Annotated in this window: 21 protein-coding genes; 7 read left to right on the top strand and 14 right to left on the bottom strand. The window is 61.2% G+C overall.

The genetic code is table 11. The features are described 5' to 3' along the window. The first annotated feature begins 35 nt into the window (after positions 1-35). On the top strand, positions 36-890 hold the full coding sequence (rpoH, locus tag BUE92_RS20625; protein ID WP_003176698.1) for an RNA polymerase sigma factor RpoH: 855 nt from the start codon (positions 36-38) through the stop codon (positions 888-890). A gap of 725 nt (positions 891-1615) precedes the next feature. On the opposite strand, the gene mtgA is transcribed toward rpoH, so the two are convergent. Continuing rightward, positions 1616-2338 carry a monofunctional biosynthetic peptidoglycan transglycosylase gene (mtgA, locus tag BUE92_RS20620; RefSeq protein ID WP_073525999.1) on the bottom strand — a complete coding sequence of 241 codons (723 nt, stop codon included), beginning with the start codon at positions 2336-2338 and terminating at the stop codon, positions 1616-1618. Between the two features lie 74 nt (positions 2339-2412). Here mtgA and BUE92_RS20615 point away from each other — a divergent pair, with 74 nt between their 5' ends. The 4 genes from BUE92_RS20615 (at position 2413) to trmB (ending at position 4651) form a co-directional block, all read left to right on the top strand. Further along, positions 2413-2787, top strand: coding sequence for a DUF423 domain-containing protein (locus BUE92_RS20615; RefSeq protein ID WP_073525998.1), 375 nt, complete (start codon positions 2413-2415; stop codon positions 2785-2787). A 79-nt stretch (positions 2788-2866) separates the two neighbouring features. Further along, positions 2867-3067 carry a sulfur carrier protein ThiS gene (thiS, locus tag BUE92_RS20610; protein ID WP_032878918.1) on the top strand — a complete coding sequence of 67 codons (201 nt, stop codon included), beginning with the start codon at positions 2867-2869 and terminating at the stop codon, positions 3065-3067. A gap of 54 nt (positions 3068-3121) precedes the next feature. Beyond that, a complete protein-coding gene (locus tag BUE92_RS20605) occupies positions 3122-3916 on the top strand; it encodes a thiazole synthase (RefSeq protein WP_054897581.1) in 795 nt (264 codons plus the stop codon). 9 nt (positions 3917-3925) lie between these two features. Beyond that, complete coding sequence (gene trmB / locus BUE92_RS20600; protein ID WP_003195101.1) at positions 3926-4651, top strand: tRNA (guanosine(46)-N7)-methyltransferase TrmB; 726 nt, start codon at positions 3926-3928, stop codon at positions 4649-4651. Positions 4652-4789: 138 nt separating this feature from the next. Here trmB and BUE92_RS20595 read toward each other — a convergent pair whose 3' ends face one another. The 9 genes from BUE92_RS20595 to BUE92_RS20555 form a co-directional block, all read right to left on the bottom strand. Beyond that, positions 4790-5113, bottom strand: coding sequence for a DUF3392 domain-containing protein (locus BUE92_RS20595; RefSeq protein ID WP_003195099.1), 324 nt, complete (start codon positions 5111-5113; stop codon positions 4790-4792). Between the two features lie 19 nt (positions 5114-5132). Further along, positions 5133-6335, bottom strand: a complete 1203-nt coding sequence (gene hemW / locus BUE92_RS20590; protein WP_073525996.1) for a radical SAM family heme chaperone HemW — start codon at positions 6333-6335, stop codon at positions 5133-5135. Beyond that, entirely contained in the window at positions 6332-6928 is a 597-nt protein-coding gene (gene rdgB, locus BUE92_RS20585) for an RdgB/HAM1 family non-canonical purine NTP pyrophosphatase (RefSeq protein WP_073525994.1), read from the bottom strand. The genes hemW and rdgB overlap by 4 nt, the downstream gene beginning before the upstream one ends. Next, positions 6925-7359, bottom strand: a complete 435-nt coding sequence (locus BUE92_RS20580) for a DUF4426 domain-containing protein (RefSeq protein WP_073525992.1) — start codon at positions 7357-7359, stop codon at positions 6925-6927. Before BUE92_RS20580 ends, rdgB begins: the two co-directional genes overlap by 4 nt. Positions 7360-7380: 21 nt before the next feature. After that, positions 7381-8001 (bottom strand): methionine biosynthesis protein MetW, encoded by a 621-nt coding sequence (gene metW, locus BUE92_RS20575; RefSeq protein ID WP_003195091.1) that lies wholly within the window; start codon positions 7999-8001, stop codon positions 7381-7383. Further along, complete coding sequence (gene metX / locus BUE92_RS20570) at positions 7998-9149, bottom strand: homoserine O-succinyltransferase MetX (RefSeq protein ID WP_073525990.1); 1152 nt, start codon at positions 9147-9149, stop codon at positions 7998-8000. Before metX ends, metW begins: the two co-directional genes overlap by 4 nt. Before the next feature lie 192 nt (positions 9150-9341). Further along, on the bottom strand, positions 9342-9929 hold the full coding sequence (locus tag BUE92_RS20565) for a YggT family protein (protein ID WP_073525987.1): 588 nt from the start codon (positions 9927-9929) through the stop codon (positions 9342-9344). A 25-nt stretch (positions 9930-9954) separates the two neighbouring features. Continuing rightward, a complete protein-coding gene (gene proC / locus BUE92_RS20560; RefSeq protein WP_073525985.1) occupies positions 9955-10773 on the bottom strand; it encodes a pyrroline-5-carboxylate reductase in 819 nt (272 codons plus the stop codon). 34 nt (positions 10774-10807) lie between these two features. Then, positions 10808-11494 carry a YggS family pyridoxal phosphate-dependent enzyme gene (locus BUE92_RS20555; protein ID WP_073525983.1) on the bottom strand — a complete coding sequence of 229 codons (687 nt, stop codon included), beginning with the start codon at positions 11492-11494 and terminating at the stop codon, positions 10808-10810. A 57-nt stretch (positions 11495-11551) separates the two neighbouring features. On the opposite strand from BUE92_RS20555, the gene BUE92_RS20550 reads away from it, so the two are divergent. After that, positions 11552-12586 (top strand): type IV pilus twitching motility protein PilT, encoded by a 1035-nt coding sequence (locus BUE92_RS20550; protein ID WP_073525982.1) that lies wholly within the window; start codon positions 11552-11554, stop codon positions 12584-12586. 57 nt (positions 12587-12643) lie between these two features. Here BUE92_RS20550 and BUE92_RS20545 read toward each other — a convergent pair whose 3' ends face one another. Further along, the gene (locus BUE92_RS20545) at positions 12644-13282 is read right to left on the bottom strand and encodes a C40 family peptidase (RefSeq protein WP_060763954.1); all 639 of its coding nucleotides are present in this window, start codon (positions 13280-13282) and stop codon (positions 12644-12646) included. A gap of 249 nt (positions 13283-13531) precedes the next feature. On the opposite strand from BUE92_RS20545, the gene BUE92_RS20540 reads away from it, so the two are divergent. Further along, positions 13532-13960 (top strand): NINE protein, encoded by a 429-nt coding sequence (locus BUE92_RS20540; protein ID WP_073525981.1) that lies wholly within the window; start codon positions 13532-13534, stop codon positions 13958-13960. Positions 13961-14079: 119 nt separating this feature from the next. On the opposite strand, the gene BUE92_RS20535 is transcribed toward BUE92_RS20540, so the two are convergent. From BUE92_RS20535 to pyrR, 3 genes are read right to left on the bottom strand one after another with little or no spacing between them, the layout of a single operon-like run. Continuing rightward, positions 14080-15351, bottom strand: coding sequence for a dihydroorotase (locus BUE92_RS20535; protein WP_073525980.1), 1272 nt, complete (start codon positions 15349-15351; stop codon positions 14080-14082). Beyond that, complete coding sequence (locus BUE92_RS20530) at positions 15348-16352, bottom strand: aspartate carbamoyltransferase catalytic subunit (RefSeq protein WP_073525979.1); 1005 nt, start codon at positions 16350-16352, stop codon at positions 15348-15350. Before BUE92_RS20530 ends, BUE92_RS20535 begins: the two co-directional genes overlap by 4 nt. Positions 16353-16376: 24 nt before the next feature. Beyond that, positions 16377-16883 carry a bifunctional pyr operon transcriptional regulator/uracil phosphoribosyltransferase PyrR gene (pyrR, locus tag BUE92_RS20525; RefSeq protein WP_073525977.1) on the bottom strand — a complete coding sequence of 169 codons (507 nt, stop codon included), beginning with the start codon at positions 16881-16883 and terminating at the stop codon, positions 16377-16379. Positions 16884-17006 lie beyond the last annotated feature (123 nt).

The following is a 17006-nucleotide window of genomic DNA, read 5'->3' as shown; positions in this document are numbered from 1 at the left end:
ACTGCACGAGTTATGTGAGTCGGAGGTTTTTTCGTATGACCACTTCTTTGCAACCTGCTTATGCCTTGGTCCCGGGTGCGAACCTGGAAGCCTATGTGCACACGGTCAACAGCATTCCATTGCTGACGCCCGAGCAGGAGCGTGAACTGGCCGAGAGTCTCTACTATGAGCAGGATTTGGGGGCGGCTCGGCAGATGGTGCTCGCCCACCTGCGTTTTGTCGTACATATCGCCCGTAGCTATAGCGGCTACGGTCTGGCCCAGGCCGACCTGATTCAGGAAGGCAACGTTGGCCTGATGAAGGCAGTGAAGCGTTTCAACCCTGAAATGGGCGTGCGCCTGGTGTCGTTTGCCGTGCACTGGATCAAGGCGGAAATCCACGAGTTCATCCTGCGCAACTGGCGCATCGTGAAAGTGGCCACCACCAAGGCCCAGCGCAAGCTGTTCTTCAACCTGCGCAGCCAGAAAAAACGCCTGGCGTGGCTGAACAACGAAGAGGTCCACCGCGTGGCCGAAAGCCTCGGTGTGGAGCCGCGTGAAGTGCGCGAGATGGAAAGCCGCCTGACCGGCCATGACATGGCCTTCGACCCAGCCGCCGAAGCGGATGACGACAGCGCCTTCCAATCGCCGGCCAACTACCTGGAAGACCACCGGTACGACCCGGCGCGTCAGCTCGAAGACGCCGACTGGAGCGACAACTCCAACCACAACCTGCACGAAGCGCTGGAAGTACTGGACGACCGCAGCCGTGACATCCTCTACCAGCGTTGGCTGGCAGAAGAAAAAGCCACGCTGCACGACCTGGCGCAGAAGTACAACGTGTCGGCCGAGCGGATTCGTCAGCTTGAGAAAAGCGCGATGAACAAGCTGAAGTTGTCGATCGCCGCCTAAAACGCAGCGAGCAAAAAATGCCCCGGTCGAAAGATCGGGGCATTTTTGTATGTGCTCGAGAAGTTTCAAACCCAACTCGGTTTAATGTGGGAGCTGGCTTGCCTGCGATGAGCATAGGTATCTACACAACTTTGTAGGCCGTAGCCGCCGACGGTAACCACGATGCGAAGCGAGCCGCTCTTGATCTTGATCTGCTTTTGATCTTAGGCGCCCCGTTAAACCACGCTGGCCGGAATTCGACAGGGATTTGGGGGGTAAACCGGCAGGGATGCCGGTTTAGCCGCCCCGCGCCATGGATGGCGCGTGGCGGCGGCCCACCAAATCAATGTCGGATTACGGGTACACCGAGCCTAGGCGAGGTGCCGAGTGGTGGGGCAAGAGCCTTTTGGTTACTTTTGGGCTCTTCAAAAGTGACCCGCTGTAAAAGCGGAACCAATAGCAGTCATTACCGAAGGAACGGATATGTACGCGGTCTGATCCGAGATCCTGCTCGGTTTTCAGGCCGTCTTCGCAGGCAAGCCAGCTCCCACATTAGATCGCGGGGCATCAGTTAGATCAGCGTCGGCTGCCAGGCCGTCGCGGGAGCAAGCTCCCTCGCCACAGGTCCTGCGTCGCATTAAAGTTGCGTAGATACTTATGCTGCGATGAGGCCGTGTCAGCTAAAGCATGGGTTACTGACCCACCGCTATCGCAGGCAAGCCAGCTCCCACAGGGGCCGTGTCGGGTCAGTCGGACCAGGGGGCTTTGCGGGTAGTGTTCAGCTCCACCAGGTAACCCTCCCCACCCAACTGGCTCATCTGCTGGCGAATCCACGCCGCCCGCCGAGCCACATAAGCCGTCGGATGGCTGGCACTCCACACCCGTGGATTGGGCAACACCGCCGCCAGGTAACTGGCTTGCTGCCGCGAAAGCCCCTTGGCGCTCACGCCAAAATGGTGCCGCGCCGCTGCCTCTGCGCCAAACACACCTTCATCCCATTCCACGCTGTTGAGGTACACCTCAAGAATCCGCTGCTTGGGCCACAATACCTCGATCAAGCCGGTAAACCACGCCTCCAGGCCTTTGCGCAAATAGCTGCGGCCGGCCCACAGGAACAGGTTTTTCGACACCTGCTGGCTCAGGGTGCTGGCACCGCGAATCGAGCCGCCGCGTTCGTTGTGCAGAATCGCCGCCTGGATCGCGCCGAAATCAAAACCCCAATGTCGCGGGAAGCGCTGGTCTTCACCGGCCATCACCGCCACTTTCAGGTCATCGGAGATTTCATCCCACGGCACCCAGCTGCGTTGCAGGTCGATAGGCTCACCGTCGACCCAGGACTCAACCTTGCGCTCCACCATCAGTGCAGTGAACGGTGGCGGCACCACACGAAACAGCAGCACCAGCAACACACTGCCGATGGCAAACCATTTCACGACGTTGAGAAAGCGTTTGAAGAGGACACGCAGCATAGAGATGGCTTGGCCGAACCCGTTGAGCGGGCCATTATACAGACCCTGCCCGATGAGTCTGACTGGAGTTCCCCATGCTGCGTAGCTTTCTGATGCTGGCTGCCTTTTTCGGCTTTACCGGTGTCGCCCTGGGCGCGTTCGCCGCCCACGGCCTGAAAAACCGCCTGAGCACCGACTACCTGGCGATCTTCCATACCGGTGTGACCTACCAGTTGGTGCATGCCCTGGCACTGTTCGGCGTGGCCTTGCTGGCGGCGCATATTCCGGGCCGACTGGTCACTTGGGCGGGTATTTCGTTTACCGTCGGTATCCTGCTGTTCTCGGGCAGCCTGTATGTGCTGACGCTGACCGGCATCAGTAAACTGGGGATCATCACGCCGTTTGGCGGGCTGGCGTTCTTGCTCGGCTGGTTCTTCCTGGGCCTGGCGGCGTGGCGCTTGCAGCTTTGACCGCTTGACGCTTGGAGCTGACCTTCAGGTTCCAATCGCGCTAGAATGCGGGCCCCTAAAAACGATGGCGGCCCGTGGCATGCGCATTCAGTTGAACGGCGAACCCTTTGAACTGCCCGACGGCGAAACCGTTGCGGCCCTGCTGACCCGCCTGGACCTGACCGGGCGTCGCGTCGCAGTAGAGCTCAACCTGGATATCGTCCCGCGTAGCCAGCACGCCGAGACCTCGCTGAAAGAAAACGACCAGGTCGAAGTGGTCCACGCCATCGGCGGCGGCTAGCCCGCCACGGCCGCAACGCATTCTGCAGAACCTCATCCAACCAGAGGATTTCCCATGAGCATCGTTCGTAGCGACAAGCCTTTCGTCCTGGCCGGTCGTACCTACCAGTCCCGTCTGCTGGTCGGCACCGGCAAGTACCGCGACATGGAAGAAACCCGCCTGGCCATCGAAGCCTCGGGTGCCGAGATCGTCACCTTCGCGGTGCGCCGCACCAACCTCGGCCAGATCGAGGGCGAGCCGAACCTGCTCGAAGTGCTGTCGCCGGAGCGCTACACCTTTCTGCCAAACACCGCTGGCTGCTACGACGCCATCGAAGCCGTGCGCACCTGCCGCCTGGCCCGTGAGCTGCTTGACGGCCACAACCTGGTGAAGCTGGAAGTGCTGGCCGACCAGAAAACCTTGTTCCCCAATGTGATCGAAACCCTCAAGGCCGCCGAAACCCTGGTCAAGGAAGGTTTCGACGTGATGGTCTACACCAGCGATGACCCGATCATCGCGCGCCAACTGGCAGAAATCGGCTGCATCGCGGTGATGCCGCTGGCCGGTCTGATCGGTTCCGGCCTGGGGATCTGCAATCCGTATAACCTGCAGATCATCCTCGAAGAAGCCAGGATTCCGGTACTGGTGGATGCGGGTGTGGGCACAGCCTCCGACGCGACCATCGCCATGGAGCTGGGTTGCGACGCCGTACTGATGAACTCGGCCATTGCCCATGCCCAGCAACCAATCATGATGGCCCAAGCCATGAACCACGCCATCGTCGCGGGCCGCCTGGCCTACCTCGCCGGGCGCATGCCGAAAAAACTCTATGCCAGCGCCTCTTCGCCGCTGGATGGTCTGATCAAGTAAGAGCTATTGATGACTGAATCAAACGAAACGCCGAACACCGTGGAAGAAGGCGACGAGTCCAAGCACCGCCGCATCAAGAGTTTTGTGATGCGCGCCGGCCGCATGACCGAAGGCCAACAAAAGGGTCTGGAACAGGGCACGCCGCTGTTCGTCTTGCCCCTGGCCGACGCGCCGGTGGACTATGACCAAGTGTTCGGCCGTTCGGCCCCACGCTCCCTGGAAATCGGTTTCGGCATGGGCCATTCCCTGCTGGAAATGGCTGCGGCCGCCCCGGAGCAGGATTTCATCGGCGTGGAAGTCCACCGCCCAGGCGTCGGCGCACTGCTCAACGGTGTACTGACCCAGGGGCTGAAAAACCTGCGGGTCTACGACTGCGACGCGATTGAAGTACTCAACCGCTGCATCGCCGACAACAGTCTCGACCGCCTGATGCTGTTCTTCCCCGACCCATGGCACAAGGCCCGTCACCACAAGCGCCGCATCGTCCAGGCCTCCTTCGCGGAACTGGTGCGCAGCAAGCTGAAAGTGGGCGGCATCCTGCACATGGCCACCGACTGGGAACCGTACGCGGAATACATGCTGGAAGTGATGAACGTCGCCCCCGGCTACCGCAACCTGGCCGAAGACGGCAAATGCGTGCCACGCCCGGCCGAACGGCCGATCACCAAGTTCGAGCGCCGTGGCGAGCGATTGGGGCATGGGGTGTGGGATTTGAAGTTTGAGAAGCTGGCTTAAACAGTCATCAGCTTGAAACGCAATCTAATGTGGGAGCTGGCTTGCCTGCGATAGCATCACCTCGATATCACTGATACACCGAGGTGTCTGTATCGCAGGCAAGCCAGCTCCCACATTTGTTTTGTAGTGCCTGCTGGGTCAGCGGCGGTCTGCCACTACCCCAATCAACACCAGCACCACGATCAACACCGGCGCCAGGCTGTAGTTATTGAACTGGCTCAACCCCCGCACAATCCACGGCGTGGCATAGATCAACGCCGCACCGCTGCCGATCAGGCACAGCAGGGCCATCAAGGGTACGCGCAAGGCGCCGGCGATGCTGCCCAGGCGCGCTTCGACCCAGCCCTTGATGTCGGCGCCGAACAGCACCAGCAAACAGCCCACAAGGGCCAACGAGATTTCCGACAGGTTGCTACGGCTCCAGCGGGACACGGTGGCGAGCAGGTCGAGTACCAGATCCATTCGATTTCCTTAAGAGCTATCAGCTCAAAAACTTCTGCAACAGGTCATTGAGAAAAAGTTGCCCGCGGTCGGTGGCCGCCAGGCGTGACGGTTCGACCTGCATTAATCCACTTTGTTCTGCGTCGCGGCGGCCTTCATCGAGGCTTGCCAGGTCAAGGCCGGTGCGCTCGGCGTAGAGCTTGGCATCAACCCCTTCGGTGAGGCGCAGCGCGTTCATCAGGAACTCGAACGGCAGTTCATCGTTGGTCAGTTCTTTCGCACCGGCCTGGAAGCTTTTGGCCGGGTTGAGGTAGTCCTTCGGTGCACGGGTTTTCCAAGTGCGCACGATGCGCCCGTCCGGGTGGCTGAGCTTGCCGTGGGCGCCTGCGCCGATGCCGATAAAGTCGCCAAAGCTCCAGTAATTGAGGTTATGCCGCGCCGGCCGCCCCGGTTTGGCGTAGGCCGAGACTTCATATTGTGCGTAACCGTGTTCGGCGAGCAGTGCCTGGCCGGCTTCCTGGATATCCCACAGCGTGTCGTCTTCCGGCAGCGCGGGTGGCTGGTTCCAGAACACGGTGTTGGGTTCCAGGGTCAGTTGGTACCAGGACAGGTGCGTCGGCTTGAGTGCAATGGCCTGGCGCAGGTCGCCCAAGGCGTCCTCCAGGGATTGGTTGGGCAGGCCGTGCATCAAGTCCAGGTTGAAGTTGTCGAACCCGGCCTGGCGCGCCATGCCGGCTGCGTGCACGGCTTCATCGCCATTGTGGATGCGGCCCAGGGCTTCAAGCTTCTCTTGCTGGAAGCTCTGGATGCCGATGGACAGGCGATTGATCCCCAGTTTGCGGTACGCCACGAACTTTTCTTGTTCGAACGTCCCGGGGTTGGCTTCCAGGGTGATCTCGATATCGTCGGCAAACGGGATGCGCGCTTGAACGCCCTTGAGCAGGCGGCCCAGTGCAGCCGCGCTGAACAGGCTGGGCGTGCCGCCGCCAAAGAAGATCGAACTCAGCTTGCGGCCATATACGGCGTGCAGGTCTTGGTCCAGGTCGGCCAGCAGGGCGTCCACGTACTCTTCTTCCGGCAGCACTTTGCTCGCGGTGTGGGAGTTGAAGTCGCAATACGGGCATTTGCGCACGCACCACGGAATATGGATGTACAGCGCCAGGGGCGGCAGAAGGGGCAGGGCCGCCCGTGGTGTTTGCGCGCCACCGTGGATCAGCGGCTGCGCAGAGGTGCTCTGGGTCATTTCAAACCCAGGCGCTGGCGCAGCAACGCCATGGCGCGGGCGCGGTGGCTGATCTGGTTCTTGTCGGCCGGGCTCAGTTCGGCGCTGGAGACATTGCGCTCCGGCACCCAGAACAGCGGGTCATAGCCAAACCCATGCTCACCGCTGGCCGCCTGCAGGATGCGCCCGTGCCACAGGCCTTCGCACAGGATCGGCAACGGGTCATCGGCATGCCGCACCAAAGCCAGCACGCAGACGAACTGCGCACCACGCTCGGCCTCCGGCACGTTCTTGAGGGCGTCGAGCAGCTTGGCGTTGTTGGCTGCGTCGCCCTGGCCGTCGGCGTAACGGGCCGAGTAGATGCCAGGGGCGCCGCCGAGGAAATCCACGGCCAGGCCCGAATCATCTGCCAGGGCCGGCAGGCCAGAGATACGCGCAGCATTGCGGGCCTTGAGGATGGCATTCTCGACGAACGACAGGCCGGTCTCTTCCGGTTCGACCTGGCTGAACTCGCCGATCGAACGCAGTTGCACAGACTCACCGAGCATGGCCTGCAGTTCTTTGAGTTTGCCGGCGTTATGGCTGGCGAGTACGAGTTGGGTAAGGTTCATCATTGGGCCGGGAACAGTTCTTGGTTGAATTGGAAGCCATGGGCCTTGCCGCCGGTTTCAACGTTGATGGTGAAGGTCTTGTATTCCCGCTGGGTCACGGTGTAGGGCGCAAGGTAGCTGATGCCACTTTTTTCTTCGATCTGCTTGAACGTCAGTATCTCGCTTTTGCCGCCCAGGTCCTTGATAGTGCCGGTGACCTGCGCGGCCACCGGGCTTACGCCCTTGATCACGGTCACGTTGATCAACCCCTTCTCCTTGCTGCGCACCACGCCGACTTTCTGGGCGGTCTCGGGTGGCAGGAAGCTTGAAGTGAAGGTGTTGTAATGAACGGTGATATCGCCAAAGTCTTTCTTGCGATTAGCGTCGATAGTGTCGGCGGCCATGGCGCTGGCGCCCAGGCATGCGGTCAATAGAAAAATAGCCAAACGACTCATGAACGTCCCTCTTGAAGATGATTAGACGGCAACTTTGTGGTCGGTCAGGCCAGGACTGCTGACCCGGTAGATACCAATTTCGCCCAACAGGTTGGGCCATAGCTTACTCGCCCAGCCGTGGCGGTGCTGTTGATCGACGGCAAGGCGGTTGATCACCTTGGCTTCACGCTCGCCACACAGGGCTTCGAAGTCTTCGAAGGTGCAGAAGTGGATGTTCGGCGTGTTGTACCAGGTGTACGGCAGGAAGTCGGAGACCGGCATGCGCCCCTTGGTGGCCAGGTACCAGCGGCAGCGCCAGTGGCCAAAGTTGGGGAAGGTGATGATGCATTGGCGGCCCACGCGCAGCATTTCGTCGAGGATGCGGTCCGGGTAGTGCACCGCTTGCAGGGCTTGGGTCATCACCACGATATCGAAGCTGTTGCTGGCAAAGTTGCCCAGGCCCTTGTCCAGGTCCTGCTCGATCACGTTGATGCCCTTGGCCACGCACTGGGCGATGTTGTCCGGGTCGTTTTCCAGGCCGTAGCCGGTGACTTGCTTGTGGTCGCGCAGCCAGCTCAGCAGTTCGCCGTCGCCGCAGCCCAGGTCGAGCACGCGGCTGCCGGCGGGGATCCAGTCTTGGATGATTTCCAGGTCGGCTCTCATGGCGTTCTCACAAGCGAAATACGGTTCATGTAGTTACTGAACGCCTGCAGGTAGCGTGGGATCGGAATCAGGAAGGCGTCGTGGCCTTGCGGTGCATCGATCTCCAGGTAGCAGACGTCTTTCTTGGCGGCCATCAGGGCGTCCACCAGCTCACGGGAGCGGGCCGGCGAGAAGCGCCAGTCGGTGGTGAATGACATGACGCAGAACTTGGCCGTGGCGTGCTCGAAGGTTTTCGCCAGGTCGTCATCGTGATTGGCGGCCGGGTCGAAGTAGTCCAGGGCCTTGGTCATCAGCAGGTAGGTATTGGCGTCGAAACGCCCCGAGAACTCCTCGCCCTGGTAACGCAGGTAGCTTTCCACCTGGAACTCGACGCTGTGGAAGTCGTAGTTGAGCTTCTCGCTCTTGAGGCCGCGGCCGAATTTCTCGCCCATGGAGTCGTCGGACAGGTAGGTAATGTGGCCGACCATTCGCGCCAGCATCAAGCCGCGCTTGGGGATCACGCCGGCTTCCTGGAACGAACCGCCGTGGAACTCGGGGTCGGTGAGGATCGCCTGGCGCGCCACTTCGTTGAAGGCGATGTTCTGCGCTGACAACTTGGGCGCCGAGGCGATAGCCAGGCAATGGCGCACACGGTCCGGGTAAGTGATGGTCCATTGCAGGGCCTGCATGCCGCCCAGGCTGCCGCCAATCACGGCGGCCCACTGGCTGATGCCCAACAGGTCGGCGAGGCGTGCCTGGCTGTGCACCCAGTCCTCTACTGTCAGCACCGGGAAGTCGGCGCCGAACGGCTTGCCGGTTTCCGGGTTGAGGCTGCTGGGGCCGGTGGAGCCGTTGCAGCCGCCGAGGTTGTTCAGGCTGACCACAAAGAACTTGTTGGTGTCGATGGGTTTGCCGGGGCCGATGCAACTGTCCCACCAGCCGGGCTTGCGGTCGTCAACGCTATGGAAGCCGGCGGCGTGATGATGGCCGGACAAGGCATGGCAGATCAGCACGGCGTTGCTCGCCGTGGCGTTCAGTTGGCCATAGGTTTCGTAGATCAGGTCGTAGGCCGGCAACGAACGGCCGCAGGCCAGGGCCAGCGGTTCGCGAAAGTGCGCCACTTGTGGCACGACCAGTCCAACAGAATCGGGGGGGAAGGCAGCTGGCATCGACCCTGCTCTCGTTTAAATGAGGCGTAAGTCTAAAGAGCGGGGACCCTAGCGGCAAGCAATGGTCGGGGGGTTAAGCGCATTGCTGTGTGTAGGAGCGAGCTTGCTCGCGAAAAACCTGAGAACGCAGTTGGGTATCAGCTTTCCCGCGTTATCGTTCACGTTCTTCGCGAGCAAGCTCGCTCCTACAGGTCAGATCAGGCCGAACAGCTCTTTTGGCATGAACGCAAAGTACGCCAGGCGTGGAATTACCCAGCTCTGGATCAGCTGAATCACGATAAACGCAAAGATCGGCGAAATATCCAGGCCACCCAGGTTCGGGATCAGGCGACGGAAGGGTGCCAGCACCGGTTCGGTGATCTGAGCCACTAATTCGGCGCCCGGGCTACGGCTGCCGGGTGCGACCCACGAGAGGATCACGCTGATGATCATCGACCAGAAAATGATCTTCAGGAACAGCGAGAAAATCCCGATCAGGCCCCACGGCAACAGCAATACGGTGAACGCCTGGTAGCCGTTGAGCATCAGGATCACTACGAACAGCAGGATCTGCAGCAGCAACGCCAGCACCAGCGACGACATGTCCAGGCCGAATACGCTGGGGATCACCCGGCGCAGGGGCTTGAGCAGCGGTTGGGTGGCCTTGACCACGAATTGGCACAGCGGGTTGTAAAAATTCGCCCGCACCAGTTGCAGGATAAAGCGCATCAGCACGATCAGCAGGTACAGGCTGCCCAGGGTCTGGATGATGAAAATGGCAGCGTCATTGATTCCGAGCATGTTTGATTACCTTGGTAAGGGACGACTATTTGCCCAGTTGCTCAGCCATCTCGGCTGAACGATGTGCGGCGGCACCCAGTGCTGTTTCCACCAAGGCTTCAAAGCCCCCGGCCTGGAACGACTCGATAGCCGCTTGTGTGGTGCCACCTGGCGAGGTGACGCGACGGCGCAGTTCGGCGGCATCCACCTCGCTGCCGACCGCCATTTTCGCGGCGCCCAGGGCGGTTTGTTCCGCCAGTTGCTCGGCCACGTCGTGGGGCAGGCCCAGCTTGACGCCGGCGACCGTCATGGCCTCGATCAACAGGAAGAAATAGGCCGGGCCGCTGCCGGAGACGGCGGTGACCGCGTCCAGTTGCTGTTCCTGCTCCAGCCACACGGCGATGCCCACCGCAGACAGCAGTCCCTGGGCCTGGTCACGTTGCTGCGTGGTGACTTCGCCGGTGGCATACAAACCGCTGACGCCCTGGCGCAGCAGCGCCGGGGTGTTGGGCATGCAGCGCACGATGGGCTGGGCGCCGAGCCAGTTGGTCATGCTGGCGCAGGTGATGCCAGCGGCAATCGACACCACCAGTTGGTGAGGTTGCAGGCTCGGGCGCAGGCTCTCGCACACGGCCTTCATGGCCTGGGGCTTGACCGCCAGCACGATCACATCGACGCCGTGGATGGCCTCGGCGTTATCGGCGAAGGTCTGGATGCCGTGTTCGGCGCTGACGCGCTCGCGGGTCTCGGCGCCCGGGTCGCTGGCGCGGATCTGCTCGGCGTCCAGGCCCTTGGCCCGCAGGCCACCGATCAGGCTGGCCGCCATGTTACCGGCGCCGATAAAGGCAATACGCGTGTTGCTCATGACAGGTCCTTATTTTCGAGGGATGTCAGCCATTTTACGGCTGGCCGTAGTCGCGGGCGCCAAACAGCGCGGTACCGATCCGCACCCAAGTGGCGCCTTGGGCAATGGCCGACTCAAGGTCATGGCTCATGCCCATGGAAAGTGTGTCCAGCGGCAGGTTCAGGCTGGCTTGCAGGTCGCGCACCGTGGCAAACGCGGCATCCTGCTCCGCCCGGTCTTCAGTCGGCTCGGGAATCGCCATCAAACCCCGCAGCTTCAGGCGCGGCAGGGCGCTGATCGCGGTGGCCAGGGCCGGCAGGTCGGCGGGTGTGCAGCCGGACTTGCTGGCTTCGCCACTGACATTGACCTGGATGCAGATATTGAGCGGCGGCAGGTCGGCCGGGCGTTGTTCGGACAGGCGTTGTGCGATTTTGAGGCGGTCCACGGAATGCACCCAAGCGAAGTGCTCGGCGATGGCGCGAGTCTTGTTCGATTGAATGGGGCCGATGAAGTGCCAACTCAAGGGCAGGTCGGTTAAATCCGCCTGTTTGCCCAGGGCTTCCTGCAGGTAGTTTTCGCCAAAGTCGTGCAGCCCGGCGGCATAGGCTTCGCGTACCGCCTGCGCGGGTTTGGTCTTGCTCACGGCCAGCAGGTGGATGCTGCTTGCGTCACGTTGCACGGCGTCGGCTGCGGCGCGGATGCGCTGGCTAACCAGGCCGATGTTGTCTGCTATCGTCGACATTCAAGATGCGCCCGTGGATATGGAGTCCGCGGCATTCTACTGGAAATGGAAAGCCCTATGGATATCACGCAATTGCTGACGGCCAGCGTAAGCCGAGGCGCCTCAGACCTGCATCTGTCAGCCGGCCTGGCACCGATGCTGCGCATTGATGGCGAGGTTTGGCCGTTGGATGGGCCGGCTTTGAACGCTACCCAAGTGGTCGACTTATTGAGCCCTTTGCTGAATAAACATCAACAAAAGGATTTCGAAACATCTCTTGAAACGGATTTTGCCTTCGAACTGCCAGGCGTCGCCCGGTTCCGGGCGAACGTGTTTCGCCAGGATCGCGGCGTGGGTGCGGTGTTCCGGGCTATCTCGACTGAGGTCCAGAGCCTGGAGGCGCTGGGATTGGGCGAGGTGTTCCAGCGTATCGCCCGCCTTCCTCGCGGCCTGGTGCTGGTGACTGGGCCCACCGGTTCGGGCAAGTCCACGACCCTGGCGGCGATGATCGACGACCTCAACCGGCATCGACGCCAGCATATCCTCACGCTGGAAGACCCCATCGAATTTATCCACAGGCCGAAAATGGCCTTGGTCAACCAGCGTCAGGTGCATCGCGACACCCACAGTTTCTCGGTCGCCCTGCGTTCAGCCCTGCGGGAAGACCCGGATGTGATCCTGGTGGGTGAGTTGCGCGACCTGGAAACCATCCGCCTTGCGCTGACGGCGGCAGAGACCGGGCACCTGGTGTTTGGCACCCTGCACACCGCGTCGGCGGCAAAGACGGTGGACAGGCTGGTGGACGTCTTCCCGGCCGGGGAGAAGGCCATGGTCCGCTCGATGCTATCGGAGTCGTTGCAGGCGGTGGTGTCTCAGGTGCTGGTGAAGAAGGTGGGCGGCGGGCGCGTGGCCGCCCATGAAATCATGCTGGGCACCCCGGCGATTCGTAACTTGATTCGCGAAGACAAGGTGGCGCAGATGGTCTCGGCCATCCAGACGGGTGGGGCGTTGGGGATGAAGACCCTGGATATGAGTTTGAAGGCGTTGGTCGGCGCGGGGCTGGTCAGCCGGGAAGAGGCGCGAGAGAAGGCGAGGGTGCCGGCGGACATCTAAATGCACAGCTCCCACATTTGATTGCATTTCAAATGGGGAGCTTTAGTGACGCCTGACTTAGCGCTGCACGATCCGCAGGTTACTGTTCTGCTCTTTAGGCAGTACCCGCTTGGCAATCACGTAGTTCTTGTCCCAGAACGGCTTTTTCAGTGTGTCGATGCTCACCGACTTGCCACGGCGCGGTGCGTGGATAAAGCGGTCATTGCCCAGGTAGATGGCAACGTGATTGACCTGGCGGCTCTTGAGTTTGAAAAACAACAGGTCGCCCGGTTTCAGGTCTTTGCGATCAACCTTCAACCCATGGCCGGCCGCCATGGCGTTGGAGGTGCGTGGCAGGTCCACCGCTTTTACATCGTTAAATGCATATTTCACCAGGCCGCTGCAGTCGAACCCTTTACTTGGGCTGCTGCCGCCCCAACGATAAGGTGTACCGAGCACGTTGACGGCACGGCTCAAGACGTTGCTGCTTTGCTTGGTGTTCACGGCCAGCTGGGTGGAAAGCGCTTTGCCGTGGGCCTTGCTCAGTTGAGTCGGGCGGCTGACGGTCGGCTTTGCCGATTTGGCAGTGCTGGGCGTGCTATGGACTTTAGGGGTGAAACCGTTAACGTTCGGAAGTCGTTGCTCACGATTGGTGGCGTGGGCGGCCAGTGGCATTAATAGGCAAATGGTTAGCCATGTCTTGAAAAATGGTCGCATTAGGCGTGGCTCTTATGGGTTTGCGCGCAACTTTATAACAGCTTTTTGTGCTGTTCTCAGGCCGTTTGTCGACTGAACCTTGGGGTCAAATTCAGGAAAAACGCGACGATTCGCCGCAATTGTCCTACACAAGTCAGGTGGTACAAGGCTTTGAGGGCAGGAAGATACCATTTACCGTACGTCGGGCGCCCGTAAAAAAGTCACAAAGAAAATGAAAAAATTTATCTATCGAAGCAAAAGAGGTCCTTCATGAACACCTATCAACAGGTTGCTCAGCAGCAAGACACGCACAGCAAGGCGATTGGTTACCTGCTGTGGATTTTCGGTTTTACCGGGGCTCATCGCTTTTATTACGGCAAGCCCGTGACCGGTACGATCTGGTTTTTCACCTTCGGCTTGCTGGGTATTGGCTGGCTGATCGACTTGTTCCTGATCCCGGCCATGGACCGTGAGGCCGACCTGCGTTTTACCGCTGGGCCCATCGAATACAACGTGGCCTGGATACTGTTGGCATTTCTGGGGGTGTTCGGTGTGCACCGTATGTATCAGGGCAAATGGATCACCGGCCTGATCTACCTGCTGACCGGTGGCTTGTTCCTGATTGGGGTGTTGTATGACTTCTGGACGCTGAACACGCAGATCTCGATCCGCAATGCCGAGCGCAACAGCGGGCGCTGAATAACCTGTAGGAGCGAGCTTGCTCGCGAAGAACGTCAACGATGACGCAGTGCTGACAGGCAGCCCTCGTCGCCTATACGTTTTTCGCGAGCAAGCTCGCTCCTACAGTTTTGCCGGCATCAGGCCTGGTAAGTCACCCGCCCATCCATCAAGGTATACCGCACCGTCGCCGGCAGGCTGTGGCCGATGAACGGGCAGTTTTCGCCCTTGGACAACCAACGCTCACCAGCCACCGTCGAGCTTGCCAGGTCGAACAGCACCAGGTCCGCCGGTGAACCCACCGCCAACTGGCCCGCCGGCAAGCGCAGGGCCTCGGCCGGGCCGGCGCTCAGGCGTGCCAGCAGTGTCGGCAGGTCCAGCAAGCCGTCTTCCACCAGCGTCATCGCCAATGGCAGCAACAACTCCACGCTGCTGATGCCCGGCTCGGTCGCGCCAAACGGTGCCAGCTTGGCGTCTCGCTCATGGGGCTGGTGATGGCTGGAAATCGCCGACACCACACCCGACTTCACTGCTGCACGCAAACCGTCACGGTCAGCCTTGGTGCGCAGCGGGGGCTGTACGTGGTAAAGGCTGGAGAAGTCGATCAGCGCCTCATCCGTCAGGATCAGTTGGTACAGGGCGACATCCGCGGTTACCCGCAAGCCACGGGCCTGGGCCTGGGCGATCAGGGCCACGCCCCGGGCGCTGGTCAACTGGCTGAAATGCGCACGCACGCCGCTTTGTTCTACCAGCAACAGGTCACGGGCAAGGGCCACGGTTTCTGCGGTTTCCGGAATGCCCGGCAGGCCGAGGAAGCTGGCTACCGCACCTTCATGGGCCAGGCCGCCTTCGGCCAGGTCGCGGTCCTGGGAGTGAAAGATCACCGTCAGGTCGAAGGTGGCCGCGTATTCCAGGGCGCGGCACAAGGTGCGCGTGCTGCGAAAGCTTTCCAGGCCATTGCCGAAGGCCACGCAACCGGCGTCACGCAGGGCGATCAATTCGGCGAGTTGTTCGCCATCCAGGCCCTTGCTCAAGGCACCAATGGGAAACACTTTGCAATTGCCGGCTTCGCGGGCGCGGTCGAGGATCAGCTCGGTCACGGCCGACGTGTCCAGCACCGGCTTGGTGTTGGGCGGGCAACACAGGCTGGTCACGCCACCGGCTGCCGCGGCCTGGGTTTCGCTGGCGATATTGCCTTTGCGGCTGTAGCCCGGTTCACGCAGGGCGACATTCAAGTCCACCAGCCCAGGCGCGGCCACCAGGCCCTTGGCGTCGATGCTCTGGCCGGCGTTGAAGCCTGCGGGAGCGGCGCCCATGGCGACGATCTTGCCGGCGTCCAGGTGTAGATCGGTAACTTGGTCCAGGCCACTGGCCGGGTCGATGACTCGGGCACCGAGAATGCTGAGCTTCACTGGGCCTGCTCCTGCTCGAATTGACGTTGCGCGGTTTGCCCGCTCATGGCCATGGACAGCACGGCCATGCGCACGGCGATGCCGTAGGTCACTTGGTTGAGAATCACCGACTGCGGGCCATCGGCCACCGCCGACTCGATTTCCACGCCGCGGTTGATCGGCCCCGGGTGCATCACGATGGCATCCGGCTTGGCCATGGCCAGGCGTGCGGTGGTCAGGCCGAACAGGCGGTAGAACTCACCTTCGCTGGGCAACAAGCCCCCAGCCATGCGCTCGCGTTGCAGGCGTAGCATGATCACCACGTCCACATCCTTGAGGCCCTCGGCCATGTCGGTGTAGACGTTCACGCCATACTGTTCGATGCCGATGGGCAACAAGGTCTTGGGCGCGATCACGCGGATATCCGGGCAACCCAGGGCCTTGAGAGCCAGCATGTTCGAACGCGCCACCCGCGAATGCAGGATGTCGCCGACGATGGCCACCGAGAGGTTTTCAAAGCTGCCCTTGTGCCGACGAATGGTGAGCATGTCGAGCATGCCCTGGGTCGGGTGCGCGTGACGGCCGTCGCCGCCATTGATGATCGCCACGTTCGGGCACACATGCTCGGCGATGAAATGCGCAGCGCCGGAGTCGCCGTGGCGTACCACGAACATATCGGCCGCCATGGCTTCCAGGTTGCGCAGGGTATCGAGCAGGGTTTCGCCCTTGCTCGCCGACGAGGTGGACACGTTCAGCGTGATCACATCGGCGGACAGCCGCTGGGCCGCCAGTTCAAAGGTGGTGCGGGTGCGGGTGGAGTTCTCGAAGAACACGTTGCAGATGGTTTTACCGCGCAGCAGCGGGACTTTTTTCACCGCCCGGCCACCGACTTCCAGGAACGAGTCGGCGGTGTCGAGGATTTCGGTGAGCAGTTCGCGGGGCAAACCGTCGAGGGACAAGAAGTGTTGCAACTGGCCCTGAGCATTGAGCTGCAGCGGGCGCTTGGCATCTAGAGGCGTCATCGCGGGGACTCTTTACAAGGCGGTTTAAAGGGCAAGGTCTTGCAGTTCGAGTTCGAGCGGCGTGGGACCGGACAATTTTACCCGCTGCTGGGGGGCAAGTGTCAGGGTCGCGCCTACGACGTCCGGGCTGATCGGCAGTTCGCCGGCATCCAGGTCCAGCAGGCACACCAGGGTCACGCTGGCCGGGCGGCCATAGTCGAACAACTCGTTCATGGCGGCGCGGATGGTGCGGCCGCTCATCAGCACGTCGTCGATCAGTACCAGGTGCTGGCCTTCGATCTCGAAGGGCAGGGCCGAAGGGCGCACTTGTGGATGCAGGCCGTTCTGGCTGAAATCGTCGCGGTAGAAGGACACGTCCAGGGTGCCCAGGGGCGAATCGCTGCCCAGTGCTTCCAGCAATGCCTGGGCTACCCACACGCCACCGGTGCGTATGCCGATAAAACGCGGTTCGCTAATGGCACGGTGCTCCAGATGCGCCTTGAGGCGTATCGCCATCTGGCTGATCAGTTCGGCAGGGTTCGGCAAGCTCATGGTGGCTCCTTGTTAAGTGTGTAGGAGCGAGCTTGCTCGCGAAAAACGTCAACGATAACGCGTGAAAACCTGGAAGTGCGCGGTGCCTGTGAGTTCTTCGCGAGCAAGCTCGCTCCTACAAAA

The organism is Pseudomonas fluorescens, assembly GCF_001902145.1.
Lineage (GTDB): Bacteria > Pseudomonadota > Gammaproteobacteria > Pseudomonadales > Pseudomonadaceae > Aquipseudomonas > Aquipseudomonas fluorescens_BV.
Note: the sequence above shows the minus strand (reverse complement) of the source record. Positions and strands in the feature narration are given on the sequence as shown.

Bases quoted from the DNA above. Each gene is read 5' to 3' on its own strand.
- rpoH (WP_003176698.1), top strand. From the start codon at position 36: ATGACCACTTCTTTGCAACCTGCTTATGCCTTGGTCCCGGGTGCGAAC.
- mtgA (WP_073525999.1), bottom strand. From the start codon at position 2,338: ATGCTGCGTGTCCTCTTCAAACGCTTTCTCAACGTCGTGAAATGGTTT.
- BUE92_RS20615 (WP_073525998.1), top strand. From the start codon at position 2,413: ATGCTGCGTAGCTTTCTGATGCTGGCTGCCTTTTTCGGCTTTACCGGT.
- thiS (WP_032878918.1), top strand. From the start codon at position 2,867: ATGCGCATTCAGTTGAACGGCGAACCCTTTGAACTGCCCGACGGCGAA.
- BUE92_RS20605 (WP_054897581.1), top strand. From the start codon at position 3,122: ATGAGCATCGTTCGTAGCGACAAGCCTTTCGTCCTGGCCGGTCGTACC.
- trmB (WP_003195101.1), top strand. From the start codon at position 3,926: ATGACTGAATCAAACGAAACGCCGAACACCGTGGAAGAAGGCGACGAG.
- BUE92_RS20595 (WP_003195099.1), bottom strand. From the start codon at position 5,113: ATGGATCTGGTACTCGACCTGCTCGCCACCGTGTCCCGCTGGAGCCGT.
- hemW (WP_073525996.1), bottom strand. From the start codon at position 6,335: ATGACCCAGAGCACCTCTGCGCAGCCGCTGATCCACGGTGGCGCGCAA.
- rdgB (WP_073525994.1), bottom strand. From the start codon at position 6,928: ATGATGAACCTTACCCAACTCGTACTCGCCAGCCATAACGCCGGCAAA.
- BUE92_RS20580 (WP_073525992.1), bottom strand. From the start codon at position 7,359: ATGAGTCGTTTGGCTATTTTTCTATTGACCGCATGCCTGGGCGCCAGC.
- metW (WP_003195091.1), bottom strand. From the start codon at position 8,001: ATGAGAGCCGACCTGGAAATCATCCAAGACTGGATCCCCGCCGGCAGC.
- metX (WP_073525990.1), bottom strand. From the start codon at position 9,149: ATGCCAGCTGCCTTCCCCCCCGATTCTGTTGGACTGGTCGTGCCACAA.
- BUE92_RS20565 (WP_073525987.1), bottom strand. From the start codon at position 9,929: ATGCTCGGAATCAATGACGCTGCCATTTTCATCATCCAGACCCTGGGC.
- proC (WP_073525985.1), bottom strand. From the start codon at position 10,773: ATGAGCAACACGCGTATTGCCTTTATCGGCGCCGGTAACATGGCGGCC.
- BUE92_RS20555 (WP_073525983.1), bottom strand. From the start codon at position 11,494: ATGTCGACGATAGCAGACAACATCGGCCTGGTTAGCCAGCGCATCCGC.
- BUE92_RS20550 (WP_073525982.1), top strand. From the start codon at position 11,552: ATGGATATCACGCAATTGCTGACGGCCAGCGTAAGCCGAGGCGCCTCA.
- BUE92_RS20545 (WP_060763954.1), bottom strand. From the start codon at position 13,282: ATGCGACCATTTTTCAAGACATGGCTAACCATTTGCCTATTAATGCCA.
- BUE92_RS20540 (WP_073525981.1), top strand. From the start codon at position 13,532: ATGAACACCTATCAACAGGTTGCTCAGCAGCAAGACACGCACAGCAAG.
- BUE92_RS20530 (WP_073525979.1), bottom strand. From the start codon at position 16,352: ATGACGCCTCTAGATGCCAAGCGCCCGCTGCAGCTCAATGCTCAGGGC.
- pyrR (WP_073525977.1), bottom strand. From the start codon at position 16,883: ATGAGCTTGCCGAACCCTGCCGAACTGATCAGCCAGATGGCGATACGC.